Genomic DNA, 23,825 nt, shown 5'->3' on the forward strand with positions numbered 1-23,825 from the left:
CCGCCATGTACTTCCTAAACCCACCGCAAGTGCGCGAGCTCGCGCGCTTCACCACGATGCCCGAGCGCTTCCGCACCCGCACGAAGAGCGTGTGGGCCGACGCGAACCGCGCGGGCCGGCCCACCGACTCTTTCCTCGAGGGGCCGGTGTTCGACCGGCACGGCAACCTCTACGTGACGGACATCCCGTTCGGCCGCATCTTCCGCATCGACGCCGCGGGTGAATGGACGCTGGTGGCCGAGTACGACGGCGAGCCCAACGGCATGAAGTTCCTGGACGACGCCACGCTGCTCATCACCGACTACAAGAACGGCCTCATGCAGCTGGACGTCGCGAGCGGCCAGGTGCGGGGTTTCCTGGAGCGGCGCAACTCGGAGCGCTTTCGCGGCGTGAACGACCTGGTGTTCGACAGCGCGGGCAACCTCTATTTCACCGACCAGGGGCAGACGGGGTTGCACGACCCGACGGGCCGCGTCTACCGGCTGCGCCCGAGTGGCCAGCTCGACCTGCTGCTGGACAACGTGCCGAGCCCCAATGGCGTGTGCCTCTCGCCGGACGAGACGGTGCTCTACCTCGCCGTGACGCGCGGCAACTGCGTGTGGCGCGTGCCGCTGCTGCCGGATGGCAGCGTGGCCAAGGTGGGCCAGTTCTTCACGTCCTGCGGGCCCAGCGGCCCCGACGGGCTTGCGGCCGATTCGCAGGGCCGGCTCGTCGTCGCGAACCCGGGCCTCGGTTATGTCTGGGTGCTCAATGCCCGCGCCGAGCCGGTGTGGGTGCTGCGCGGACCGGAAGGTGCGTCGACCACCAACGTCGCTTTCGGCGGTCCGGGCAACACGCGCCTTTTCGTCACCGACTCGACGCACGGGGACGTGCTCTATGCCGACCTCGAGGCGCCCGGCCTGCCCATCCACCGAAGAAGCGCGAAACCTGCTACTTGACGCTGCCGGGCGAAGCGCGCACCGCCTTCACCGCCGCCGGCTTGCGAGCCTGCCCGTACGGCACGAACACCGGCGCGCGGCGGTTCGAAGCGAGCATCGCCACTTCGCGGAAGCTGTCCACCTCCTGCGGGTTCAGGTCCCAGTAGCTGCCGTAGAGCATCGGGCCGTACTGGTGCATGAAGAGCACGATGCGCGCGGCGTCCGCATCGCCGCGGTTCGCGAGCGCCATCATGCGGCCGAATGCCTCCGAATAGCGCGCGGCGCGGTAGCTGGCCAGTGCGTCGTCGAACTGCCCGTCGGGGCCCGCCAGCACCGGCATCGTGCATGCGGCGAGCAACAAGGCGCAGAAGGCGCGGGAGATGCGTGGATGGGTCATGGCGTCCTCCGTGATCGGTGGACCTTATCGACCGGCGGCGTGGCGCGACATCACCTGACGGGGTGATGTGCGCGGAACATGTGCGTAAACGCACATGCCCCTGTTTCACCGCGCGCGCAATGCTGGCACATTGGCCTGCATGCAGTACGACGAAACGGGAGTTCTCCTCGGCCTCATCGAGCGCATCCACTGCGCCGCACTCGACGCCTCGCTCTGGCCCGGCGTCCTCGAGGACATCGGCCGCGCGGTGGACGCGACCGCGGGCACGATCCACTCGCACGACTTCGCCGACAGCAGCGCGAACCTGGAGACGACGGCGACGAACATCGCGGCGTTCTGCGGCATCGACGAGCCGGCGCTCGTCTCCTACGCCGCGCACTACAGCATGACGAACGTCTGGACCGCGAACGAGGACACGCTGCCGGCCGGCTCCGCGGTGCTGTCCTCGCAGCTGTACCCCGACTCCATGCTCAAGCGCACGGAGTTCTACGGCGACTGGCTGCGCGGGCAGGACCTGTTCTACGCGCTCGGCTCGGTGGTGGAGAAGGAAGACTCGCGCGCCATCAAGCTGAGTTTCCTGCGCCCCGAGCGGGCGGGCCAGTTCGGCGAAGCCGAGTTGCAGCTCGCGCGCTTGCTGATGCCGCACGTGCGCACCGCCGTCGCGGTCCACCGCCGCATCCACCGGCTCGGCCAGCTCTCCCAGTCGGCGCTGGCGGCACTGGAACTGCTGCCGCAGGGTGTGATCTTCGTGGCGGCGAGCGGGCGCCTGCTGCACTGGAACGGCGCTGCGCGCGAGGTCTCGCGGCGCACCGGCAGCATTGCGGTCGCGGGCAACGGCGAGCTGCGTGCGTGCACGCACGAGCTGTCGCTCAAACTCGCTGCTGCCATCCGTCGCGCATGCGAACCGGGCACCAGCGGCGCCAGGAGCCCCGGAACGCTGATGAAGCTTCCCTCCAGGGAGGGCGAAGTGCAGGTGCTGGTCGCGCCTGCCGCGGCTGTCGACAACTCGCCGTTCCCGATGGGCGCCGCGGCCGCGTTGTTCGTCACCGAGAACGCCGGCACGCCGGCCGTGCTCGCCGACGCGCTGCGCCGGGTCTACCAGCTGTCGCCGGCGGAGGCGGCACTGGCCGAAGCGCTGGTCAACGGCAAGTCGCTCAAGGCGTTCGCCGCCGAGCGCAACGTGAGCATGAACACCGTCAAGACGCAGATGAAGTCGGTGACGGCCAAGGTGGGCGCGAAGCGCCAGGTCGACGTCGTGCGCACGATCCTGGCGGGGCCGGCGATGCTCAACGGATCGTTCGAGCCGCCGCGCTAGGCTCCTAGCGCCGCGCGATCAGGTTCGCGCCGGCCCAGCGGCCTTTCGTCACGCACTCGTTCACCGCGACGCGCATTTCGTCGAGCACGCATTGCGTGGCGCGCGTGATGCGCTTCTGCGCGGGCCAGGCCGACACCACGCGCCGCCGCAGCGCGGGGTTCATGGGCGCGGCAGCGAGCACGCCGCGCGCGACGTCGTCAAGGATGGCCGCGCCCGGCAGCACGGTGTAGCCCAGGCCGTGCTGCACGAAGGTCTTCTGCAGGTTCATCGCATCCGCTTCGGCGACGACATCGAGCGTGACCTTCTGCACCGCGCATTCGTGCTCCACCAGCGCCCGGATGCCGTGGGGGGCGCTCGGCAGGATGACGGGCTTGCCGGTGAGGAAGGACAGCCGGCGCGGCTTGCGCAGCGCGAGCCCGCTGACCGGCAGGCCGACGATGTAGAGCGACTCGTCGAGCAAGGGCTCGATCGCGAGCGTCGGTGTCGGCTCGCGGTCGTAGAGCAGGGCGGCGTCGAGGTCGCCGGCCAGCAGCCATTGCTGCAGGTGCCCGGCATAGCCGGTGATGACGCGCAGCTTCACGCCGGGGTACTTGTTCTTCACGCCGGCCGCGATGGGCCCGGCGATCAGGTCGCAGGTGCTCGGCAGCAGGCCCAGGTTGACGACACCCGAGACGGCGACGGACGCCGACTGGATCTCGCCGCGCGCCTGGTCCAGCTCGCGCAGCGCGCGCCGCGCGTGCTCGGCCAGCAGCTTGCCGGCGTCGGTGAGCTCCATGCCGTTGCGCTCGCGCGTGAAGAGTGGCGCGCCCATCTCCTCTTCCAGCAGGCGCAGCTGCCGCGACACCGCCGGCTGCACCAGGTGCAGCACGGCCGCGGCGCGCGTGACGCTGCGCGTCTCCGAGACGGTGAGCAGCGCGCGCAGTTGCTTCAAATCCATGGCATTCCGTCCGCTGATGGGGACCAGCAAAAAATGTTATTTGCCTAGAGGCAGTAGATCAAATTTTAATAGACCCATGACGACCGACAACACCTGGCAGGAACAGATCTACCTGCAGCTCAAGGCCGCCGGCGTGCGGCAGGTGGCCTACGTGCCCGACGCGGGCCATGCGCACGTGATCCGCCGCGTGCAGGCCGACAGCGACATCCGCGACATCGTGCTCACCACCGAGGAAGAGGGCGTGGCCGTCTCCGCCGGGGCCTGGCTGGGCGGGCAGCGCGCCGTGCTGCTGATGCAAAGCAGCGGCGTGGGCAACTGCGTCAACATGTTCTCGCTGCTGGAGAGCTGCCGCTTCCCGTTCTGCACGCTCGTGACGATGCGCGGCGAATACGCCGAGTTCAACCCGTGGCAGGGCCCGATGGGCCGCGCGACGCAAGCCGTGATGGAGCAGATGGGCATCACGGTGCACCGTGCGTCGCGCCCCGAGGAAGTGGCCGACGTCGTCGGCGCCGCGCTCGCGAGCGCATTCGAGGCCGGCGAGCGCGTCGCCGTGCTGCTGTCGCAAAGCCTGATCGGGCGCAAGAAATGGGTGAAGTGATGAGCATCGACCGCCGTGCCTTCGTGGCCGCCCTCGTGGCGCAATGCCCTGACGCCTTGGTCGTCACTGGCCTGGGCTCGCCGTCCTACGACGCGTTCGCTGCCGGCGACCGGCCGGGCAATTTCTACCTGTGGGGTGCGATGGGTGGTGCGGCTGCCGTTGCCCTCGGGCTCGCGCTGGCGAAACCCTCGCGGCCCGTCATCGCCATCACCGGCGACGGCGAGCAACTCATGGGGCTCGGCGCACTCGCCACTGCGGCCGTCCAGCGCCCGGACAACCTCACCGTCGTCGTGCTGGACAACGGCCACTTCGGCGAGACCGGCATGCAGCGCAGCCACAGCAGCCTCGGCCTGAACCTGGTGGCGGTGGCCAAGGGCTGCGGCATCGAGGATGCGGTGGTCGTGCGCGAAATGGACGGCGTGCAGGCCATCGCACGGCGCGTCAATGCGAAGGCCGGGCTCGCGCTCGCGCAGGTGATCGTCGCCGCCGACGAACTGCCGCGCGCGCTGCCGCCGCGCGACGGCGTGTACCTGAAGAACCGCGTGCGCGAGCACCTCGGCCTCGCGCCGCTTTGAGGAGCAGCACCATGCACCGCTTTCGCCAGTTCATCGGTGGCGAGTTTTGCGACGCGGCGGACGGCCGCACCTTCGAGAGCTTTGACCCGTTCCGCGGCACCGCCTGGGCGGAGATCCCGCGCGGCGGCGCGGCGGATGTGGACAGGGCCGTGCAGGCGGCGCATCGCGCCTTCACCTCCGGCGAGTGGGCGCAGCTCACGCCGAGTGCGCGCGGCGCGTTGTTGCGCAAGCTGGGCGACCTCATCGCGCGCGACGCGGCGAAGCTCGCCGCCATCGAAGTGCGTGACAACGGCAAGCTGCTGGCGGAGATGGGTGCGCAGCTCAACTACCTGCCGCAGTGGTTCTATTACTTCGGCGGGCTCGCGGACAAGGTCGAGGGCACCGTGGTGCCGCTCGACAAGAAAGGCTTCTTCAATTTCACCCGGCGCGAGCCGCTGGGCGTGGTGGCCGCGATCACGCCGTGGAACTCGCCGTTGCTGCTGGCCGGCTGGAAGATCGCGCCGGCGCTGGCGGCGGGTTGCACCGTGGTGCTCAAGCCTTCGGAGTTCACGTCTGCTTCCTCGCTCGAACTGGCGGCGCTGTTCCAGGAGGCGGGCTTTCCGCCGGGCGTGTTCAACGTGGTCACGGGCTTCGGTGCGGAGGTGGGCTCGGCGCTTGTGGAGCACCCGCTCGTGCGCAAGATCACCTTCACCGGCTCGGATGTCACGGGCCGTGCGATCGCAGCGAGCGCCGCGCGCAACATCAAGCACGTGAGCCTGGAGCTCGGCGGCAAGTCGCCGAACATCGTGTTCGACGACGCCAACCTCGACGACGCGGTGAATGGTGCCGTCTCCGGCATCTTCGCCGCGACGGGCCAGACGTGCATCGCGGGCTCGCGGCTGCTGCTGCAGTCGTCCATCCACGATGCCTTCGTCGACAAGCTGGTGGCACTGGCATCGACGGCGCGCATGGGCGACCCGATGCAGCCCGACACGCAGGTGGGCCCTGTCACCACGCGTCCGCAATACGACAAGGTCCTGCGCTACATCGACATCGCACGCGGCGAAGGTGCCCGGCTGGTGCTCGGGGGCGGCCCCGCCACGTGCGGCGACGGCTGGTTCGTGCAGCCCACGATCTTCGCGGACGTGCGCAACGACATGCGCATCGCGCGCGAGGAGGTGTTCGGGCCGGTGCTCTCGATCATCCGCTTCGAGGACGAAGAAGATGCGGTGCGCATCGCGAACGACACCGCCTACGGCCTCGGCGCGGGCGTGTGGACGCGCGACCTGGGCCGCGCCTTCCGCATGTCCGAGCGCATCCAGGCGGGCACGGTCTGGGTCAACACCTACCGCGCGGTGAGCTACATGTCGCCGTTCGGCGGCTACAAGGATTCGGGGCTGGGCCGCGAGAACGGCATCTCGGCCATCGAGGGCTACCTGCAGACCAAGAGCGTGTGGATCAACACCGGGGCGCCGACGGGCAACCCGTTCACCATCCGCTGAGAGAAGAGAAGTGAAGGAGACATCGCCATGATCAACCGACGCACCGCCATTGCCGCCGCCGGTGCGGCACTGGCCGCGCCCTCATTCGCGCAGGCTGCGTACCCCTCGCGGCCGATCCGCATCGTCGTGCCCGCAGGCGCGGGCGGCTCGGGCGACATCACGGCGCGCCTGTTCGGCAAGTACCTCGAGGACAGCTGGAAGGCCAACGTGGTGGTCGAGAACAAGGCCGGCGCGAACGGCCTCATCGCCACCGAGTATTTGTGGAAGCAGCCGAACGACGGCTACACGCTGGGCATCGCGTCGGGCTCCACGCATGCAGCGGCGCCGTACCTGTTCAAGAAGCTGCCCTACGACCCGCTGAAGGACTTCGAGCACATCGGCCTCTTCGGCGTGCTCGGCTCCGCCCTTCTGGTGCCGGCGAACAGCCCGATCCAGTCGCTCAAGGACCTCGTCGCGTACAGCAAGGCCAACCCGGGCAAGGTGTTCTTCGGCCACTTCAACACCTCGTCGCAGGTGCCGGGCGAGATGCTCAAGGCGGTGGGCCAGCTGCCGATCGAGGGCGTGGCGTACAAGACGATCGCCAATGCGATCACCGACCTCATCGGCGGGCAGATCCAGCTGATGTTCGTCGACTACGTCGCGGCCGCCTCGCACATCGAGTCCGGCAAGGTGCGGCCCATCGCGGTGTCGGAGGCGAAGCGCAACCCGCGCCTGCCCAACGTTCCCGCCGTGGCCGAGCTGTACCCCGGCTACGAGATCATGGCCTTCCTCGCGTTGTACGCGCCGGCCGGGACGCCTGCCCCTGTCGTCACGAAGGTCAATCGCGCGATGCGCGATGCGCTCGCAACACCCGCCATCCGCACGCGGCTGGAGACACTCGGGCTGACGTTGCGCGACTACTCGCCCGACGACTATCGTTCTTTCCTCGCAAGGGAAATCGAGAACTGGGCGAACTACGCGAAGGTTGCGAAGATCGAACCGCAATGACGGTACCCGCGACGCAGTTCGTCGATGCCCACTTCCACCTGTGGGACCTTGGGAAGAACTATTACCCCTGGCTCTCGGATGGCGACCGGCCGTCGGTGGTGAAGGACTTCTCGTCGCTGCGCCGCAATTACCTCGTGCAGGACTTCGACGCGGACGCCCGAACGCTCGCGCCGGCGATGGAGCGCGTCGCCGCGGTCCACATCCAGGCCGAGCATGACCCGAAAGACCACGTGCGCGAAACGGCGTGGCTGCAGTCGGTGGCGGACGATCCCGCGTCGCATGGCACGCCGCAGGCGATCGTCGCCAACGCCGACCTCGCCGCGCCCGATGCGCAGAAGGTGCTGGAAGCGCACTTCGCCTTCCGCAACACGCGCGGCATCCGCCAGGCGTTGCACCGGCGGCTGCACACCTCACCGCGCTACGACCCGCTCGAAGACCCGGCGTTCCAGCGCAACTTCGGCTTGGTGCAGCGCTTCGGCCTCTCGTTCGACCTGCAGTTCTTCCAGGAGCAGGGCGAGGGTGTGGCCGCGCTCGTGCGAGCGCACCCGGGCGTGCAGTTCATCCTCACGCATTGCGGCATGCCGCTGTCCACCGAGGCGGAGTACCTCGCGCTGTGGCGGCGCAACCTGCAATCGCTCGCCGCGCTGCCGAACGTGGCCGTGAAGATCTCGGGCTTCGGCCTGTGGGCTCCCGACTGGGACGTGGGCACCGTGCGAGACTTCGGAGGCTGCTGTCTCGACCTCTTCGGCGTGGCGCGCTGCATGCTGGCAAGCAATTTCCCCGTCGACCGCATCCACGCGACCTACGACCGCGTGTGGCTCAGCTATGCCGAGGCCTTTGCCGACCTGTCGCCTCATGAACGAGAGGCATTGTTTGCCGGCAACGCCCGCCGCTTCTACCGAATCGAACACACCAAGGACGCTTCATGAAACTGTTCACCACACCGGCATCGCCCTGGGTCCGGCGCTGTGTCGTCTCCATCAGCGAGCTGGGGCTCGACAACCGCGTCGAGCGCATCCCCACCAAGTGGCCGCACACCTGGGCGACGCAGACCACCGAGTACGCGCCCGAGTTCGCCGCGGCCACGCCGGTCGCGCGCATCCCCGCACTCGTGACCGACGATGGCATCCGGCTCGTGGAGTCGCACGCGATCTGCGACTACCTCAATGCGGAGCTGGGCGGCTACCGGCTGCTGCCGCAGTCGGGCCGCAAGCGCTGGGAGCTGATGTCGGTCATCTCCATCACGAGCGGCGCGCTGGAGGCGCAGATCAGCCGCCGCGCGGAGCTGCTGCGCCAGCCGCCCGTGCGCTCCGAAGATTTCATCCGCAAGATGCATGATCGCGAGCACCGCTGCTATGACGCCCTGGAGCAGATGACGGATGCGTTCACCGCCGACGTCGACCTCGCGCAGATCACGCTGGCCTGCGCGCTGAGCTACCACGACTTCCGCTTCAAGGAAGACTGGCGCAGTGGCAAGCCGAAATTGACGCAATGGTTCGAGCGCTTCATCCAGCGGCCCTCCATGCAGGCCACGATGCCCACCGAAACCCCGCAGCACTAGAAAGAAAAAAGATGCATCGCCGAACCCTCCTCGCCGCCACCGCCGCTGCCGCGGCCGCCACGCTGGGCCTGCCCGCCCGTGCGCAGGCCTATCCGAACCGCCCCGTGAAGATCATCCTGGGCCTCGCGCCCGGCGCGAGCACGGACGCGGGCACGCGTTTGCTCGCACAGCACCTGCAGGAAGTGACGGGGCAGACGTTCGTGGTCGAGAACCGCCCCGGCGCGGGCAGCACCATCGGCGCCGCGGCCGTGGCATCCGCGCCGGCCGACGGCTACACGCTGTTCATGGGCACGGGCAGCTACGCGACGAGCGCGGCGCTGTACCCGAACCTGTCGTTCGACCCCGTCAAGTCGTTCAAGCCGATCACGCAGCTCAACCGCTTTCCTTCGGCGATCGGTGTCGATGCCAAGTCGGACATCAAGTCGCTGCCGCAGCTGATCGAGATGGCGAAGGCCAAGCCGGGCACGATCTCTTTCGCGTCGACGGGCCACGGCGGCCAGACGCACTTCGCGGGCGAACTGTTCCAGCAGATCACCGGCACCAAGCTCATCCACGTGCCCTACAAGGGCGGCGGCCCTGCGCTGCAGGACGTGATCGCGGGCCGCGTGCCCTTGATCTTCGTCGACCTGTTCACGCTGCTGCCGCACTGGCGGCAGGGCACGGTGCGCATCCTCGCGGTGACGGGCAACAAGCGCGCCGATGCGGCGCCGGACATTCCCACCGCGCAGGAGCAGGGCGTGCGTGGCTTCGAAGTGGTGGCATGGCTCGGCCTCTTCGCGCCGGCTGGCACGCCCGACTCGGTGGTCGAGTACATCCACAAGGCGGTGGCCACGGTCGGCAAGCGCGAGGCTTTCATCAAGCGCATGGCGGACAGCGGCGCGGAAGTGGTGGCCAGCACGCCGGCCGAGTTCTCGCAGTTCTTCCAGAAGGAAGTGGACCTCTACAAGCGCGTCGCGCAGGCGGCCCACATCAAGCTGGAGTAAGCAACTCGCGTTAGCGCTTTTGGAGCGGGTGGAAACACCAGCTTTGCATGCAGCTGCATGCAAACCTACGATGGGCCGAACGTCACCGGAGACTGAATTGACCATCGGCATCGGCTGCGACATCGGCGGCACCTTCACCGACCTCCTGCTCATCGACGAAACCACGGGCACGGCCCACGTCGAGAAAGTCCTCACCACGCCGGACGATCCGTCGCGCGCCATCGAGACCGGGCTGCGCAGCCTGGACGCGATGGCGCCGGGCACGGTGCGCGAAGCGGCGATGCTGGTGCACGGCACCACGCTCGTCATCAACGCGGTGATCGAGCGCAAGGGCGCGCGCACCGGCCTCATCACAACGCGGGGCTTTCGCGACGTGCTGGAGATCGGCCGCGAGAAGCGCTACGACGGCAACGACCTGCAGATCCGCTTCCCCGAGCCGCTGGTGACGCGGCCGCTGCGCACCGAAGTCGACGAGCGCGTGCACACGTCGGGCCGCGTGCTCACGCCCCTGGACGAGGCCACGGTGGAAGCGGCCGTGAAGAAGCTCGTCGACGGCGGCGTGCAATCGATTGCCGTGTGCCTGCTCAACTCCTTCGCGAACCCGGCGCATGAAGTGCGCGTGGGTGAGATCGCGGCGCGCGTGGCGCCGGACATCCCGGTGACGCTGTCGCACCAGGTGCTGCGCGAGCTGAAGGAATACGAGCGCACGACGACGACGGTGATCAATGCGTACGCGAAGCCGGTGGTGGACCGCTACCTGCAGCGGCTCGACGGCCGCCTGCACGACGTGGGCTTCGGCGGCGAGTTCCTGCTGATGCAATCGAGCGGTGGCCTCAACTCGGCCGCGATGGCGCGGCAATTCCCGGTGCAGATCATCGAGTCGGGCCCGGCGGCCGGGATGATCGGTGCGGCGCACTACGCGCGGCTCGCCGGCTTCGACAAGGTGCTCGCCTTCGACATGGGCGGCACCACCGCCAAGATGTGCCTCGTGATGCAAGGCCGCGTGGGCCGCGTGAACGAGCTGGAAGTGGACCGCGTGCACCGCTTCAAGCGCGGCAGCGGCATCCCGGTGCGCGTGCCCGTCGTGGACCTGATGGAGATCGGCGCGGGCGGCGGCAGCATCGCGAAGGTGAGCGCCAAGGGCACGATGGAAGTGGGCCCCGAGAGCGCGTCCGCGATGCCGGGGCCGGTGAGCTACGGACAGGGCGGCACGGAGCCCACGGTGTCCGACGCGGACCTCGTGCTCGGCTACCTCAATCCCTCGTACTTCCTCGGCGGCCGCATGCCGCTGGACCGCGAGAAGGCCGCGGCCGCCATCGAGATCGAGCTGGGCATCCCGCTGGGGCTGAGCACCGAGAAGGCCGCATGGGGCATCCACAGCCTCGTGAACGAGAACATGGCGAGCGCCGCGAAGGTGTACGTCGCGGAGAAGGGCGAGAGCCCGAGCAGCTGCGCGATCGTCGCCTTCGGCGGCGCGGGGCCGGTGCATGCGTACGACCTCGCGCGGCGCATCGGCGCGCGCACGGTGGTGATTCCGCCGCGCGCGGGTGTGGCTTCCGCGTTCGGCATGCTGATCGCGCCCGCGTCGTACGACACGGTCCGCACGCATCGCACGCGCGCCCGCAAGGCAGACGCCGCGCAGCTGGAACCCGTGTACGCGCAGATGCAGGACGAAGCGCGCGCGGGTTTGCCCAAGAGCGCGAAGCCCGAGTCGGTGTGGTTCGAGCGTTCCGCCGACGTGCGCTACGTGGGGCAGGGCTATGACGTGTCCGTGCCCGTGACGCCGCAGATGCTGAAGCAGGGGGCACTCGAGCCGGCCCTGCGCGCAGCCTTCAACGAGGTCTACCTCAAGCTCTACGGCCGCGTGTTCGACGAGCTGGAGCTGGAGGTCATGAGCCTGCGCGTGACCGCGTTCGCTCCCGGCAAGACCTTTGCCGATGCGGCCCCCGTGCCGAAGGACGGCACCGTCGCGGCGGCCGCGCGCCGCGATGCGTGGTGCCCCGTGAGCGAGGCCTTCGTCGAGCACGCGGTGTATCACCGCGCCGCGCTGCCGGCCGGTGCCACGGTGCAGGGCCCCGCCATCGTCGAAGAGCCCGAGTCCACCACCATCGTCGGCAAGGGCGCGACGATGACGGTCGACGCGAGCGGCAGCCTCGTCGTGCGCGTGCCCGACCTGCAGGTGCGCGCCACGGGCGGCGGCCGCATCGATGCGGTGACTCTGGAGATGCTGTGGCGGCGCCTCGGCTCCTCGGTGGACGAACTGGCCGCGGCGCTCGTGCGCACGTCCTTCTCCTCCGTGATCCGCGACGTGAACGACTACGCCTGCGGCGTGTTCGACGCGCAGGCGCGTTTGCTCGTGCGCTCGACCGACAGCACGCCCGGCATCGCGGGCGGCCTCGCGCCGATGCTCAAGCACATGCTGGAGAAGATCCCGCCGCACACCCTGCGCGAAGGCGACGTGCTGATCGGCAACGACCCGTGGCACGGCAGCGGCCACCACAACGACATCTTCGTGGTCACCCCGGCCTTCCATGAAGGACGGTTGATCGGCTTCGACGCCTGCTCGGCCCACCACGTCGATATCGGCGGCCGCCGCGCGACCACGGAAAGCCGCGACAACTACGAAGAGGGCCTGCGCATCCCGGTGTCGCGCCTGTACAAGGCCGGCGAGCCCAACGAGGATGTGTTCGCCTTCATCGCGAGCAACGTGCGGCTCGCGGAGACCGTGCTCGGCGACCTGCGCGCGCAGTGCGCTGCCAACCACGTGGGCTGCGAGCGCCTGCGCGAGCTGTGCGTGGAGCAGGGCTGGGCCGACTTCCAGCCGCTGGCCGACGAGATCATCCGCCGCAGCGAGGAACTGGCACGCGCGGAGATCGAGCGCATCCCCGACGGCCAGTACGTGCACGAAGCGCCGATCGAGGTGATCGACGGCCAGGCGATCCGCCTGAAGGTGACGGTGACCGTCAAGGGCGACGAGCTCACCGTGGACTACTCGGGTAGCTCGCCGCAGGTGCGCCCGGCGGTGAACTGCACGATCCGCTACACCGCGGCCTACTCGATGTTCGCCGTGCTCGCGCTGCTGAACCTGCCCGTGCAAGGCAACGACGGCTCGATGCGGCCGATCCGCATCGTGGCGGAAGAGGGCAGCGTGGTGAACGCGAAGTTCCCGGCGCCGGTGTTCGCACGCACCAGCATCGGCAACTTCATCCCGGAGACGATCTTCAGTGCACTGGCACCGGCGCTCCCGGACCGCGTGGTCGCCGCATCGGGCTCCACGCCGCTGTGGGCGCAGTACATCTTCGGCAAGCGGCGCGACGGCACGAGCTTCGCGCCGCTGAATGCGGCCAACGGCGGTCTCGGCGCACGCGCAGGCCAGGATGGCGTGTCGTGCCTGACCTTCCCGGTCAACATCGGCAACACGCCGGTGGAGATCCTCGAAAGCGACATCCCCGCGCTGGTGAAACGCCGCGAGCTGTGGGAAGACTCCGCCGGCGCGGGCCGTTTCCGCGGCGGGCTCGGCCAGCGCTTCGAGATGGTGGTGCTCGACGGCGACATCGGCCCCGACGGCAACTTCCTCATCGGGTTCCGGGGCGGGCGCTATTTCTTCCCGGTGCCCGGGCTGCTCGGTGGGGCGGACGGCCCCAACGGCCGGCTCGTCATCAACGGCAAGGTGGCCACAGGCGGTGGCGATGCCTCGGTGCCGCCGGGCGGCACGATGCTCTGCGAAATCCCCGGCGGCGCAGGCCTCGGCGACCCGCGAGAGCGATCGCGCGAGCTGATCGAACGCGACATCGCGTACGGCTACATCTCCGAGCAGAAGGCCCGCGAAGCCTACGGCTGGGAGCGCGCCGTCGAGGCCGCGAAGTGACCGGCGAGGAACTGCCCCGCCCGCTGCGCAAGGGCTCGCGCGTGGGCATCGTGTGCGAGACGATCACCAACGCCATCCGCGAAGGCAAGCTGCGCCCGGGCGAGCGCTTACGCGAGCACGAGCTCGCAGAATGGCTCGGCGTGAGCCGCACCCCGATCCGCGAAGCGCTCAAGCGCCTCGAAGTGCAAGGCCTCGTGAACCCGGCTGCCGACGGCATGATGGTGACGACGCTGTCGCCGCAGCAGGTGACGGAGCTGTACACCGCGTGGGCCGAACTCGAAGGTGTGGCCGCTCGCCAGGCCGCACTGCACGCGCGCCCCGCGGACATCCGCCTGATGCGCAGCATCTGCGAGCAGTGGAGCCCCGACCTCACGCCCGAGCGCCTCGGCACGCTCAACCACCGGTTGCACCAGGCGATATACGCCGCGTCGTGCAACACCTTCCTGCAGCGCTCGCTCGAAGGCATCGAGAACGCGGTCGCGCTGCTGGGCGTGCAAACCTACACCTATGCGCAGCGCCGCGAGGTGGCCGGTGCGGAGCACCTCGCCATCGTCGACGCGATCGCGCGGCGGGACGCCGAGGCCGCGTCGGCCGCGGCATCGAGTCATATCGAGCAAGCGGAAAAGATCAGGTTCCTCGTAGTCGGGCAGCGCCCACCCACTCTCTGAAAGGCAGTCCCATGAAAAGACGTCTCGTGCTCCAGGCAGGAACCGCCCTCGCAGGGCTCTCGGCGTCGGGCCTCGCGCTCGCGCAGCAGTACCCGAGCCGGCCGATCAAGCTGGTGGTGCCCTGGCCCGCGGCGGGCGTGACGGACATCGTCGCGCGCGTCGTCGGCGAGAAGCTGCAGGCCGAGCTGGGCCAGCCCGTCGTCGTGGAGAACAAGGCCGGCGCCAATGGCTTCATCGGCACCGAGTACGTCGCCAAGGCCGCGCCCGACGGCTACACGCTGCTGCTGATGACGACCAGCACGCACGTGGTCGCGCCCAACCTGTATCGCAAGCTGCCCTACGACCCGATCAAGGACTTCGCGCCGATCTCGCAGATCACGGCCGCGCCGACGATCATGGTCGCGCCGCCGAATTCGCCGCACAAGGATGTGGCGGCTTTGATCGCGTACGCGAAGGCGAACCCGAAGAAACTGAACTACGCGACATACGGCGCAGGCGGCAGCTCGCAACTCGCCGCGGCGCTGTTCATGCAGGCTGCCGACATCGACATGACGCCGATCCCGTACAAGGGTTCCGCGCCCGCGATCGTCGGCTTGATGGCGGGCGAATGCGACGTGTTCTTCGACTCCATCCCCGCGTCGCTCGGCCACGTGAAGAACGGCAAGCTCAAGGCGCTGGCGGTGACGAGCCAGAAGCGCGTGGAAGCGGCACCGGAGATCCCCACCGTGGCCGAGACCTTCCCCGGTTTCGAGTTCATCGTGTGGCAGGGCGTCGAAGCACCGGCCGGTACGCCGAAGGCCGTGGTGGACCGCCTGAGCGCGGCGATCATCAAGGTGATCGACCAACCCGAGGTGAAGGCCAAGTTCAACGGCCTCGGCGCGATGGGCGTGAGCAGCCCGACGCCCGAGCACCTCGCGCAGCAGAAGGTGCGCGAGAAGGACAAGATGGGCACCGTGATCAAGCGGGCCAACATCGGCTACCTCGACTAGCCTTGCAAGCGGTGCAGGACTACCCCGCCTCGTGGTGGGCGGCCTCGTCGCGGCACGCCTGCGACTTCGCCGCGCTGCGCGAAGACATCGAGACCCACGTTGCGGTCATCGGCGCCGGCTTCACGGGCCTGTCCGCCGCGCACCACCTGTGCGAGCTGGGCCTGCGCTGCGTGGTGCTCGAGGCCAACCGCATCGGCTGGGGCGCGAGTGGCCGCAACGGCGGCATCGCGGTGCCGCGCTACAAGTTCACGTACCCGGAGCTCGAAGACAAGTACGGCGAGGCGACGGCGCTGCTGATGTACCGCGCCGCGCACGACGCGGTGGACTCGCTGGAGCGCATCGTGCGGCAGCACGGGCTGGACTGCGGCTTCGTGCGCAGCGGGCACCTCACGCCGGTGGTCAGCGCCAGCGACGTGGCAAGGTTCATCGCCGACGTGGAATGGCTTGCATCACGCGTGCACGACACGGCGCCGCGCATGCTGGATGCGGCGGAAGCTTCGCGCAGGATCGGCACTGCGTTCTACTCGGCGGCTTACCACGAGCCGCGCGGCGGCGTGATCCATCCGCTGGAGTACTGCATCACGCTGGCGAATGCGCTGTATGCGGCGGGGGTGCGTATCCACTGCGGCACGCCCGCGACGCGCTGGCAGGTGGAAGGCGACGGTGTCGTCGTGCACACGCCGAATGGCCGCGTGCGCGCGAAGCAACTCGTGATCGCGAGCAATGCGTACAGCGACCTCACGCCCGCGGGCAAGCCGCTCGAAAAGCGCGTGGTGCCGGTGGCATCGGCCGTGATCGCGACGGAGCCTTTGCCCCCGGACCTGCGCGAGAGCCTGCTGCCCGGCGGCGAAGCCGCCACGGATGCCAAGCGCTTGACCAACTACTACCGCGTGCTGCGGGACGGCAGCTTCTTCTTCGGTGGCCGCGGCGGCGCATCGAGCCGCGCCTCGCAGCGCATCTACGACCGCCTGCGGCGCGACATGGTCGCGATCTTTCCGCAATTGGCGAGCGTTGCCGTGCGCCACCAGTGGTTCGGCCTCGTCGCGATGACGCTCGACACCTTGCCGCACGTCGGCTCGCTCGACGCGCGCGTGCACTACGGCATGGGCTACAACGGCCGCGGCGTGGCGCTCTCGGCGCTGTTCGGCCGGCTGCTCGCGAACCGCGTGGCAGGCCATGCGCCCGCAGTGGGGCCCATGAGCTCGGGCCGGTTCGAGCCCATCCCGTTCCATGCGCTGCGCGTGCCGGCCAAGCAGGTCGCCATCACCTGGAAGCAACTGGTGGACGCGCTCGGCGTGTGACCCCGACCGTCAAGGGGTTGGATATGGATCAAACGGGAAGTAATAACCCTGCCGATAAAATCAGGGCAAACCAGCATTAGCCCTTGCCATGAGCGCCTTCCTCGAAGAGAAAGTCCTGTCCGTCCACCACTGGACGGACAAGCTGTTCACGTTCACCACGACGCGCGACCCCGCGCTGCGCTTCTCCAACGGCCACTTCACGATGATCGGCCTGCGCAAGGACGACGGCAAGCCGCTGCTGCGTGCGTACTCCATCGTCAGCGCGAACTACGAGGAGCACCTCGAGTTCCTGTCGATCAAGGTGCCGAACGGGCCGCTCACGTCGAAGCTGCAGCACATCCAGCCGGGCGACACCATCATCGTCGGCAAGAAGCCCACGGGCACGCTGCTGATCGACTACCTCAAGCCGGGCAAGCACCTCTACATGCTGTCCACGGGCACGGGCCTGGCGCCTTTCATGAGCATCGTGCGCGACCCGGAGACCTACGAGAAGTTCGAACAGGTCATCCTGGTGCACGGCGTGCGGCAGAAGGACGAACTGGCGTACCACGACCTGCTGCTGGAACACCTGCCCAACCACGAGTTCCTCGGCGACCTCGTGACGAGCAAGCTGCGCTACTACCCCACGGTGACGCGCGAGCAATACAAGAACATGGGCCGCATCACGGACCTCATCGCCAAGGGCAAGCTGTTCAAGGACCTGGGCATGCCGGACATCAACCCGGAGGACGACCGCGTGATGATCTGCGGCAGCCCCGGCATGCTGCGCGACCTGAAGCACATGCTCGAAGAGCGCGGGTTCCAGGAGGGCAACACCTCCACGCCCGGGGACTTCGTGATCGAGCGCGCGTTCGCCGAACAGTGAACGCTTTGGATCCCCGCCTTCGCGGGGATGACGGGCCTTACGCTCTGAGCCCTTGCGCGTAGGGCGAGGGCCCCGCGATCGCCTCTTCCACCTTGCTCACGCTGCCCAGCGTGGCGAGCTTGTCGTGGATGTTCTGCACGATGCAGTCCTGCTGCCGCCACAGCGCCATGAAGCGCGCGTCGTGTTCCGTCTCCAGCCAGCCTTCGGGGTCGCGCTGCCGCAGCGCGTGCTGGGTGGTGAGGAAGTGCATGAAGCGGTTGTGCACGCCCAGCAGCTCGGCGAAGTCGGTGCCCAGCTCGGGGAACCAGCCGTGGCGGATGAGGCAGGCTTCGTCCAGCGCTTCGGCCGCTTCGTTGCTCTCGCCGAAGAAGACCGGCGTGTAGCGCAGCTGGGCCATCCACGCGCCGTAGCGCTCCAGGGCGTCGAGCAGCCTCAGGGCCTGCTGCCGGCGCACTTCGCGCATGCGCAAGTGCCGGGCGATGCCGGCGCTCAGGAATGCCACGACCACCAGCGCGGCGGCCACCCACAAGCCGAAGTAGAACCAGATCTGCATGGTGACTCCCTAGGCGGCCTTGCGCGCGGTGCTCTTGCGCGCGGTTTTCTGCGGGGCCTTGTGGGCCGCCTTCTTCGCGCCGGCCTTCGAAGCGGCTTTCGCGGGTGCCTTCGCCGCCGCGCGCCCGCCGCCTTGCAGGCTGCGCTTGAGCAGTTCCGTGAGGTCGATGACGTCGGCGCCGCCTTCCTGCGGTGCCTCCTCGAGCTGCACCTTCTCCTGCGTCTCGCCGGACTTCGCCTTGGTCTCCACCAGCTTCATGATCGCGTCGCGGAACGAGTCGCGGTATTCCTCGGCCTTCCAGTGGCCCGACATCTCGTTGACCAGCTGCTTGGCCATCTTCAGCTCGGTTTCCTTCAGCGCGGGCTTCTGCGGCAGCGGCAGGCCCTCCCAGCTGCGGATCTCGTCGCCCCAGCGCATCAGGTTCAGCACGAGCGCCGGGCCCATCGGCACGAGGATGGCCAGGTGCTGCTTGGTCTGGATCACCACTTTGGCGAGACCCGCCTTCTTCGTCTGCACCAGTGCCTCGCGCAACAGCGCGTACACCTTCTCGCCCTTGTTGATGGGCGCGGTGTAGTACGGCTTTTCGAGGTAGACGAAGGGCACTTCGTCGATGTCCACGAAGGCCTCGATCTCGATGGTCTGCGTCGTGCGCGGGTAGGCCTCGGCGATCTCTTCCTTGGTCAACGTGACGTACTCGCCCTTCTGGTACTCGATGCCCTTGACGATGTTCTGGGCGTCGATCTCGCGGCCGGTCTTCTTGTTCACCCGCTTGTAACCAACGGGGTCGCCGGTGCGCTTGTCGAGCCAGTCGAAGTTCAGGTCGGTCTCGGCCGTCGCCGAATAGAGCCCGATCGGGATGTGCACGAGCCCGAAGGTGATCGCTCCCTTCCACACGCTGCGCGTCGACGTGCCGGCCATCCCTTCCGTCGATTTGTTCTTGCTTGCCATGGAAACTCGAAAAAGTGTTTCCAGAAGTGTGCGCGATGCGAGTGCGCGCTTCCTGTCGGACGCGCGCAGGCCGCGGTGTAGGTGGCGGGCTACGCGCCTACGCGGGCTTGAAGCGGCGGGCCTGGCCTTCCCAGCGGGTGCATAGCCGCGCGAAGCGGTCGCGGCAGTCCTGGCTGAAGCATTCCTGCTGGCCCAGCATGCGCAGGTTGCGCGCGATGCGGCTGGCGAGCAGGTAGCGGTGTGCGGGTGCCTGCATCTGCATGAACGCCGTCATCAGCGACAGCGTGGCCAGCCAGAGCGCGCGGCTGGCTTCGGCAAGCGTGGTGAGGGTGGGGTTCGGGGGCATCGGCGCTCCAGCGGTTCAAGACCATTCTGGAGGCCGGGCCCGAGGCGGGCGCGTCAGCGCCCGGGGGAAAAGCGGGCGCGCCGCTTCCTACAGCCGAGGCGGGCCTTTTTACAGCGGGCGGCCTTCGGACTGCGTGGCCTGGGCGCGGGCGTGGCGCTTCTTGCCGGCGGCGCGGGCCTCTTCGCTGGTGAATTCGTGGGCGTGGCCGCTCTGGTGCGCGGCGCGGCCGCCGAGGCTGGCGATCTCGCGCTGGCGCTGCGGGTCCATCGCAGCAAAGCCGCGCAGGGACTTCTTGGTAGCGGGCTTGGTCTCGATCGTGGTTTGCGAATCCATTCTTTCCTCTTGCGGTTGGGTGAAGAAATCAATCCTGGTGCGGGTTCCCTGTTTCCTCGGATTCGGGTCAGCGCAACGGCAGAGTCTGTGCTGGGCCGCGGCCCTGTCGTGTAGGACGAGGCCGATAGCCGTGTCGGAAGTGACGAAGGGGGCCCGTTTAGACTGCGGGCCATGAAACCTGACATGCCTCCGTCCATCGCATCGCAGGCGGAGGCGCACTGGGTCGAGGGCGAGCTGGTTCGCAGCCTGATGCGCACCCAGCGCAGCACGCAGTGGATCGGCCTGGTGATCATCGCCCTCTTCACGGGCGTGCTGTGGGACGACGCGTCGCTGCGTCTGCTGCTCGCGTGGGTGCTGCTCGCACTCGGGGCCGCCGCCGTGCGCTTCTGGTCGATGCGCGAATACGTGCGCGAGGTCATGGTGCGCGGGGCGGCGGAACACCGCGCGTTCATCCAGAAGTGGCGGCTGATGTTCCCCGCCAGCGCGCTCACGTGGGGGCTCACCACCGTCCTCTATTTCGACCGCTCCTCGCTGGCGGACCAGTTCATCTGCTGGCTGATGATGGCGGGCCTGGCGATGTTCTCGATCAACGCGCTGTCCGCGCACCTGCGCTCGATGTACGCCTACCTGAACACGCTGGCCGTCACCTGCCTCGTGGTGATGGGGTGGCGCATCGGCGGGGAGCTGCAGTTCCAGGGGCCCACCTACCACTGGTGGATCATCGCGCTGCTGCTGATCTTCTGGCAGGTGCTGCGGCAGGCCGGCAAGCGGCTGCACGAGACGCACCGCAAGAACTACGAACTGCAGTTCCGCAACAACCAGCTGATCGAGTCGCTCACGCGCCAGACGCAGGCGGCGCTCGATGCGGTGGAGATCAAGAACCGCTTCCTCGCGAGCGCCGCGCACGACATCCGCCAGCCGGTGCACGCGCTGGGGCTCTATGCGGACTGGCTCGGGAGCGAGCCGGAACTGGTGCACGAACTCGCGCCGAAGATCGTGGAGTCCACCAAGGCGGTGAACCAGCTGTTCGACTCGCTCTTCGACCTCGCGCGGCTGGACTCCGGCAAGATCAAGCTGAACATCGAGGTGGTGGACCTCAAGCAGCTGCTGCACGACCTGGAGGTGCAGTACCGGCCGCTCGCGGAGGCCAAGGGCCTGCAGTTCCGCGTGCACGTGCAGCCGGGGACGGTGGTGTCCGACCCCATCCTGCTGCAGCGGATCGTGGGCAACCTGATCTCCAACGCGGTGAAGTACACGCAGAAGGGCGGCATCCTCGTGGCCGCGCGCGGCTCGCGCAGCGGCCGGCGCATCGAGATCTGGGACACAGGCGTGGGCATCGCGCCGGTGTACCAGCGCGAGATCTTCCGGGAGTTCTACAAGGTGCCCACGCATGCGGGCACGGAGGACGGCTTCGGGCTGGGCCTCTACATCGTGGCGCGGCTCACCCAGATCCTCGGGCACCCGCTCACGCTGGCTTCGCGCCCCGGGCGGGGCACGGTGTTCAAGCTGACGATCGAGCCGACCGACCCCGCCCAGGCGACGGAGCGGGCGGTGGCTTCAGTGGCTCAGCTGGTGAGCAGGCCGTGAACGCGGGCGTAGTGGATCGTCTGCGTGCGGCTCTTCACGCCCAGGCGGCGGAACAGGCGCCACAGGTGCACCTTGACGGTGTGCTCGCTGATGCCCAGCTCGTCGGCGATCTCGCGGTTCGACAGGCCCCGGTCCAGCATGACGATCAGCTGCTTCTGGCGCTTGGACAGCTTGTTGTCCGTGGGCGCGAGCTCCTCGAACTGGCCGTCGGCCGAGAGCAGCGCGCGCAGCGCGTTGCCGATCTCCTGCGCGCCGGACGACTTCTCGATGTAGATGTCGGCGCCGGCTTCGATGCACGACTCCTCCGCGTCGGACGCGGGCGAGGCGGACAGCACGGCCAGGGGCGTGTCGGGGAAGCGCTTCTTCAGCTCGATCACGCCCGAGGTGCCGGTCGTGTCGGGCAGCTTCAGGTCCAGCGTGATCAGGTCCGGGTTGCCATGCTGCTTCACGGCCGACTCGATGCCGCCGATGCGCTCGAGCTCGACAACGTTGGCACCCGGGCGCATCCGGCGCAGCAACATCACCACGGCTTCGCGCATGAGGGGGTGGTCATCGATGACGTAGAGGGTCATGGTTGTCGCGGTTGTATGACGAGATGGGGGCGAGGATACAGCTGTTTGCATGCTTACCAAATACTCTAAAACCTTAGTTGGGATCCGCCGTCAGCTCTTGTAAGGCAGAGATGGCGCCGGCGGCGGCTTGCGCGTCCAGGGGCTCGAGCATGGGCTCGGCGGCCACGGCCGATGGCTCGGCGCGCAGGCGGGCGATGAGCTGCCCGGCCTCCTTGGGCGAATCGAAACCCTTGCTCTGCAGCAGCACCTTGCCGTCGGCGGCGGCGAGCTTGAAATAGAACTTGCCGTCGGCTTCACGGTACTGCTTGAAGGCGGGGAGACTGCTCTTGGAGGCTTTTTGCTTCCTCCCGGTTCCCGCCTGAGAAGAAAGATTGCGCAGGCCCACGGCTTCGCGCAGCTGCGCCATGTAGGGCGTGGCACGCTCGCGCGCCTTGGCGCCGCCGGCTTGCAGGATCTGCTCGATCTCGCCCGGGTGCGCCATGTAGTGGTCGTACTTCTCGCGCATCGGCGCGAGCTCGCGGTCGATGCGCTCGAAGACCGCCTGCTTCGCGTCGCTCCACGCGATGCCGTCGGCGAAGGCCTTCTTCAGCGCGGCGGCCTCGTCGTCCGAAGCGAACGCGCGGAAGATCTGGTACAGCGCGGAGCCCTCGGTCTCCTTCGGCTCGCCCGGCGCGCGCGAGTCGGTGACGATCGAGAAGATCTGCTTGCGCATCTGCTCGCGCGGGGCGAAGAGCGCGATGACGTTGTCGTAGCTCTTGCTCATCTTGCGGCCGTCGAGGCCGGGCAGCAGGGCCACGTTGTCGTCCACCTCTGCCTCCGGCAGCACGAGGTGCTCGCCGTAGAGGTGGTTGAAGCTGGACGCCATGTCGCGCGCCATCTCGATGTGCTGCACCTGGTCGCGGCCCACGGGCACCTTGTTCGCCTTGAACAGCAGGATGTCGGCGGCCATCAGCACCGGGTACATGAACAGGCCCGCGGTGACGTCGGCGTCGGGGTCGGTGCCCGCTGCCGTGTTCTTGTCGACGGCCGCCTTGTACGCATGCGCGCGATTGAGCAGGCCCTTGCCCGTCACGCAGGTGAGCAGCCACGTGAGCTCCGGGATGCCGGGGATGTCGCTTTGGCGGTAGAAGAACACCTTGTCCGGGTCCAGCCCCACCGCGAGCCACGTCGCCGCGATCTCCAGCGTGCTGCGCTGGATGCGCTGCGGGTCGTCGCACTTGATCAGCGAGTGGTAGTCCGCGAGGAAGTAGAAGTTCTCGGTGCCCGCGCGGCGGCTGGCCTGCACGGTGGGCCGCATCGCGCCCACGTAGTTGCCCAGGTGCGGCGTGCCGCTGGTGGTGATGCCGGTGAGGTAGCGGATCGGTGTCGTCATCTCAGGCGAACAGCATGTTGAACGGGGTCATCACAAGGTTGATGAGCCAATAGCCCAGCTCCATCAGCGGCAGCATCCACAGCTTGCTCACCACGCCCGCGATGACCAGGCCCATGACGATGAAGAAGCCCCACGGCTCCACGCGCGCGAGCGCGTACGCGGCGCGGTGCGGCAGCAGGCCGACGAGCACGCGCCCGCCGTCCAGCGGCGGCAGCGGGAAGAGGTTGAACGCCCACATCACCAGGTTGGTCAGGATGCCGGCCTTGGCCATGCCGAGGAAGAAGCGCTCGTTGATGCCGAAGCCGACCATCAGCGCGTAGAGCACGGCCCAGAGGATGGCCTGGATGAAGTTGGAGGCGGGGCCCGCGAGCGCCACCCAGATCATGTCGCGCTTGGGGTGGCGCAGCTGGCTGAAATTGACAGGCACGGGCTTGGCGTAGCCGAACACGAACGCGCCCGCGGTGGCGAAGTAAAGCAGCAGCGGCATCGCGATCGTGCCGATCGGGTCGATGTGCTTCATCGGGTTGAGCGTGATGCGGCCTTCGGCATAGGCGGTGTTGTCGCCGAAGTGCCGGGCCACGTAGCCGTGCGCGGCCTCGTGCAGGGTGATCGCGAAGATCACCGGGATCGCGTAGATCGCGACGGTTTGTATGAGGTTGCTGATGTCCACCC

At 68.2% G+C, this 23,825-nt stretch carries 24 protein-coding genes; 15 read left to right on the forward strand and 9 right to left on the reverse strand.

Going from position 1 to position 23,825, the window contains the following annotated elements; genetic code table 11:
• The first annotated feature begins 5 nt into the window (after positions 1-5).
• The gene (locus H8R02_RS25670) at positions 6-938 is read left to right on the forward strand and encodes an SMP-30/gluconolactonase/LRE family protein (protein WP_187084362.1); all 933 of its coding nucleotides are present in this window, start codon (positions 6-8) and stop codon (positions 936-938) included.
• Here H8R02_RS25670 and H8R02_RS25675 read toward each other — a convergent pair.
• Entirely contained in the window at positions 931-1,314 is a 384-nt protein-coding gene (locus H8R02_RS25675) for a hypothetical protein (RefSeq protein WP_187084363.1), read from the reverse strand. The genes H8R02_RS25670 and H8R02_RS25675 overlap by 8 nt on opposite strands.
• Before the next feature lie 139 nt (positions 1,315-1,453).
• On the opposite strand from H8R02_RS25675, the gene H8R02_RS25680 reads away from it, so the two are divergent.
• On the forward strand, positions 1,454-2,629 hold the full coding sequence (locus H8R02_RS25680) for a helix-turn-helix transcriptional regulator (RefSeq protein WP_187084364.1): 1,176 nt from the start codon (positions 1,454-1,456) through the stop codon (positions 2,627-2,629).
• A gap of 4 nt (positions 2,630-2,633) precedes the next feature.
• On the opposite strand, the gene H8R02_RS25685 is transcribed toward H8R02_RS25680, so the two are convergent.
• On the reverse strand, positions 2,634-3,566 hold the full coding sequence (locus H8R02_RS25685) for a LysR family transcriptional regulator (RefSeq protein ID WP_187084365.1): 933 nt from the start codon (positions 3,564-3,566) through the stop codon (positions 2,634-2,636).
• Positions 3,567-3,642: 76 nt separating this feature from the next.
• Between H8R02_RS25685 and H8R02_RS25690 the strand changes: the two genes are divergently transcribed.
• The 12 genes from H8R02_RS25690 (at position 3,643) to H8R02_RS25745 (ending at position 17,442) form a co-directional block, all read left to right on the forward strand.
• Positions 3,643-4,164: a thiamine pyrophosphate-binding protein gene (locus H8R02_RS25690; RefSeq protein ID WP_187084366.1), complete on the forward strand. Its 522-nt coding sequence runs from the start codon at positions 3,643-3,645 to the stop codon at positions 4,162-4,164.
• Positions 4,164-4,739, forward strand: coding sequence for a thiamine pyrophosphate-dependent enzyme (locus H8R02_RS25695; protein ID WP_255429556.1), 576 nt, complete (start codon positions 4,164-4,166; stop codon positions 4,737-4,739). The genes H8R02_RS25690 and H8R02_RS25695 overlap by 1 nt, the downstream gene beginning before the upstream one ends.
• Before the next feature lie 11 nt (positions 4,740-4,750).
• Positions 4,751-6,220, forward strand: coding sequence for an aldehyde dehydrogenase (locus H8R02_RS25700; RefSeq protein WP_187084368.1), 1,470 nt, complete (start codon positions 4,751-4,753; stop codon positions 6,218-6,220).
• 27 nt (positions 6,221-6,247) lie between these two features.
• Positions 6,248-7,207, forward strand: coding sequence for a Bug family tripartite tricarboxylate transporter substrate binding protein (locus tag H8R02_RS25705; protein ID WP_187084369.1), 960 nt, complete (start codon positions 6,248-6,250; stop codon positions 7,205-7,207).
• Positions 7,204-8,136, forward strand: a complete 933-nt coding sequence (locus H8R02_RS25710; RefSeq protein WP_187084370.1) for an amidohydrolase family protein — start codon at positions 7,204-7,206, stop codon at positions 8,134-8,136. Before H8R02_RS25705 ends, H8R02_RS25710 begins: the two co-directional genes overlap by 4 nt.
• A complete protein-coding gene (locus tag H8R02_RS25715) occupies positions 8,133-8,768 on the forward strand; it encodes a glutathione S-transferase family protein (RefSeq protein ID WP_187084371.1) in 636 nt (211 codons plus the stop codon). The genes H8R02_RS25710 and H8R02_RS25715 overlap by 4 nt, the downstream gene beginning before the upstream one ends.
• A gap of 11 nt (positions 8,769-8,779) precedes the next feature.
• Positions 8,780-9,751, forward strand: a complete 972-nt coding sequence (locus H8R02_RS25720) for a Bug family tripartite tricarboxylate transporter substrate binding protein (RefSeq protein WP_187084372.1) — start codon at positions 8,780-8,782, stop codon at positions 9,749-9,751.
• A 97-nt stretch (positions 9,752-9,848) separates the two neighbouring features.
• Positions 9,849-13,619, forward strand: a complete 3,771-nt coding sequence (locus H8R02_RS25725) for a hydantoinase B/oxoprolinase family protein (protein WP_187084373.1) — start codon at positions 9,849-9,851, stop codon at positions 13,617-13,619.
• Positions 13,616-14,287 (forward strand): GntR family transcriptional regulator, encoded by a 672-nt coding sequence (locus H8R02_RS25730; protein WP_187084374.1) that lies wholly within the window; start codon positions 13,616-13,618, stop codon positions 14,285-14,287. The genes H8R02_RS25725 and H8R02_RS25730 overlap by 4 nt, the downstream gene beginning before the upstream one ends.
• 11 nt (positions 14,288-14,298) lie before the next feature.
• Positions 14,299-15,276, forward strand: a complete 978-nt coding sequence (locus H8R02_RS25735) for a Bug family tripartite tricarboxylate transporter substrate binding protein (protein WP_187084375.1) — start codon at positions 14,299-14,301, stop codon at positions 15,274-15,276.
• A gap of 11 nt (positions 15,277-15,287) precedes the next feature.
• Positions 15,288-16,577, forward strand: a complete 1,290-nt coding sequence (locus H8R02_RS25740) for an NAD(P)/FAD-dependent oxidoreductase (RefSeq protein ID WP_187084376.1) — start codon at positions 15,288-15,290, stop codon at positions 16,575-16,577.
• Positions 16,578-16,665: 88 nt separating this feature from the next.
• Positions 16,666-17,442, forward strand: coding sequence for a ferredoxin--NADP reductase (locus tag H8R02_RS25745; protein ID WP_187084377.1), 777 nt, complete (start codon positions 16,666-16,668; stop codon positions 17,440-17,442).
• A 37-nt stretch (positions 17,443-17,479) separates the two neighbouring features.
• Here the strand turns inward: H8R02_RS25745 and H8R02_RS25750 are convergent, their stop codons facing one another.
• The 4 genes from H8R02_RS25750 to H8R02_RS25765 form a co-directional block, all read right to left on the reverse strand.
• Positions 17,480-17,995, reverse strand: coding sequence for a hypothetical protein (locus H8R02_RS25750; RefSeq protein WP_187084378.1), 516 nt, complete (start codon positions 17,993-17,995; stop codon positions 17,480-17,482).
• 9 nt (positions 17,996-18,004) lie between these two features.
• Entirely contained in the window at positions 18,005-18,943 is a 939-nt protein-coding gene (ku, locus tag H8R02_RS25755; protein WP_222622642.1) for a non-homologous end joining protein Ku, read from the reverse strand.
• A gap of 97 nt (positions 18,944-19,040) precedes the next feature.
• Complete coding sequence (locus H8R02_RS25760; protein ID WP_187084379.1) at positions 19,041-19,289, reverse strand: hypothetical protein; 249 nt, start codon at positions 19,287-19,289, stop codon at positions 19,041-19,043.
• A 108-nt stretch (positions 19,290-19,397) separates the two neighbouring features.
• Positions 19,398-19,622: a KGG domain-containing protein gene (locus H8R02_RS25765; protein ID WP_187084380.1), complete on the reverse strand. Its 225-nt coding sequence runs from the start codon at positions 19,620-19,622 to the stop codon at positions 19,398-19,400.
• 171 nt (positions 19,623-19,793) lie between these two features.
• Here H8R02_RS25765 and H8R02_RS25770 point away from each other — a divergent pair, with 171 nt between their 5' ends.
• A complete protein-coding gene (locus H8R02_RS25770) occupies positions 19,794-21,209 on the forward strand; it encodes a sensor histidine kinase (protein ID WP_187084381.1) in 1,416 nt (471 codons plus the stop codon).
• On the opposite strand, the gene H8R02_RS25775 is transcribed toward H8R02_RS25770, so the two are convergent.
• The 3 genes from H8R02_RS25775 to H8R02_RS25785 form a co-directional block, all read right to left on the reverse strand.
• Entirely contained in the window at positions 21,188-21,781 is a 594-nt protein-coding gene (locus H8R02_RS25775; protein ID WP_187084382.1) for a LuxR C-terminal-related transcriptional regulator, read from the reverse strand. The genes H8R02_RS25770 and H8R02_RS25775 overlap by 22 nt on opposite strands.
• 73 nt (positions 21,782-21,854) lie before the next feature.
• The gene (locus tag H8R02_RS25780; RefSeq protein WP_187084383.1) at positions 21,855-23,153 is read right to left on the reverse strand and encodes a tryptophan--tRNA ligase; all 1,299 of its coding nucleotides are present in this window, start codon (positions 23,151-23,153) and stop codon (positions 21,855-21,857) included.
• 1 nt (position 23,154) lies between these two features.
• The gene (locus H8R02_RS25785; protein WP_187084384.1) at positions 23,155-23,823 is read right to left on the reverse strand and encodes a site-2 protease family protein; all 669 of its coding nucleotides are present in this window, start codon (positions 23,821-23,823) and stop codon (positions 23,155-23,157) included.
• Between the last annotated feature and the right edge of the window lie 2 nt (positions 23,824-23,825).

It is taken from the genome of Ramlibacter albus (assembly GCF_014297445.1).
GTDB lineage: Bacteria > Pseudomonadota > Gammaproteobacteria > Burkholderiales > Burkholderiaceae_C > Ramlibacter > Ramlibacter albus.

Coding starts and splice junctions, on each gene's coding strand:
- H8R02_RS25720 (WP_187084372.1), top strand. CDS start 8,780: ATGCATCGCCGAACCCTCCTCGCCGCCACCGCCGCTGCCGCGGCCGCC.
- H8R02_RS25750 (WP_187084378.1), bottom strand. CDS start 17,995: ATGCAGATCTGGTTCTACTTCGGCTTGTGGGTGGCCGCCGCGCTGGTG.
- H8R02_RS25745 (WP_187084377.1), top strand. CDS start 16,666: ATGAGCGCCTTCCTCGAAGAGAAAGTCCTGTCCGTCCACCACTGGACG.
- ku (WP_222622642.1), bottom strand. CDS start 18,943: ATGGCAAGCAAGAACAAATCGACGGAAGGGATGGCCGGCACGTCGACG.
- H8R02_RS25705 (WP_187084369.1), top strand. CDS start 6,248: ATGATCAACCGACGCACCGCCATTGCCGCCGCCGGTGCGGCACTGGCC.
- H8R02_RS25700 (WP_187084368.1), top strand. CDS start 4,751: ATGCACCGCTTTCGCCAGTTCATCGGTGGCGAGTTTTGCGACGCGGCG.
- H8R02_RS25710 (WP_187084370.1), top strand. CDS start 7,204: ATGACGGTACCCGCGACGCAGTTCGTCGATGCCCACTTCCACCTGTGG.
- H8R02_RS25685 (WP_187084365.1), bottom strand. CDS start 3,566: ATGGATTTGAAGCAACTGCGCGCGCTGCTCACCGTCTCGGAGACGCGC.
- H8R02_RS25765 (WP_187084380.1), bottom strand. CDS start 19,622: ATGGATTCGCAAACCACGATCGAGACCAAGCCCGCTACCAAGAAGTCC.
- H8R02_RS25770 (WP_187084381.1), top strand. CDS start 19,794: ATGAAACCTGACATGCCTCCGTCCATCGCATCGCAGGCGGAGGCGCAC.
- H8R02_RS25735 (WP_187084375.1), top strand. CDS start 14,299: ATGAAAAGACGTCTCGTGCTCCAGGCAGGAACCGCCCTCGCAGGGCTC.
- H8R02_RS25680 (WP_187084364.1), top strand. CDS start 1,454: ATGCAGTACGACGAAACGGGAGTTCTCCTCGGCCTCATCGAGCGCATC.
- H8R02_RS25760 (WP_187084379.1), bottom strand. CDS start 19,289: ATGCCCCCGAACCCCACCCTCACCACGCTTGCCGAAGCCAGCCGCGCG.
- H8R02_RS25695 (WP_255429556.1), top strand. CDS start 4,164: ATGAGCATCGACCGCCGTGCCTTCGTGGCCGCCCTCGTGGCGCAATGC.
- H8R02_RS25780 (WP_187084383.1), bottom strand. CDS start 23,153: ATGACGACACCGATCCGCTACCTCACCGGCATCACCACCAGCGGCACG.
- H8R02_RS25675 (WP_187084363.1), bottom strand. CDS start 1,314: ATGACCCATCCACGCATCTCCCGCGCCTTCTGCGCCTTGTTGCTCGCC.
- H8R02_RS25715 (WP_187084371.1), top strand. CDS start 8,133: ATGAAACTGTTCACCACACCGGCATCGCCCTGGGTCCGGCGCTGTGTC.
- H8R02_RS25670 (WP_187084362.1), top strand. CDS start 6: ATGTACTTCCTAAACCCACCGCAAGTGCGCGAGCTCGCGCGCTTCACC.
- H8R02_RS25775 (WP_187084382.1), bottom strand. CDS start 21,781: ATGACCCTCTACGTCATCGATGACCACCCCCTCATGCGCGAAGCCGTG.
- H8R02_RS25690 (WP_187084366.1), top strand. CDS start 3,643: ATGACGACCGACAACACCTGGCAGGAACAGATCTACCTGCAGCTCAAG.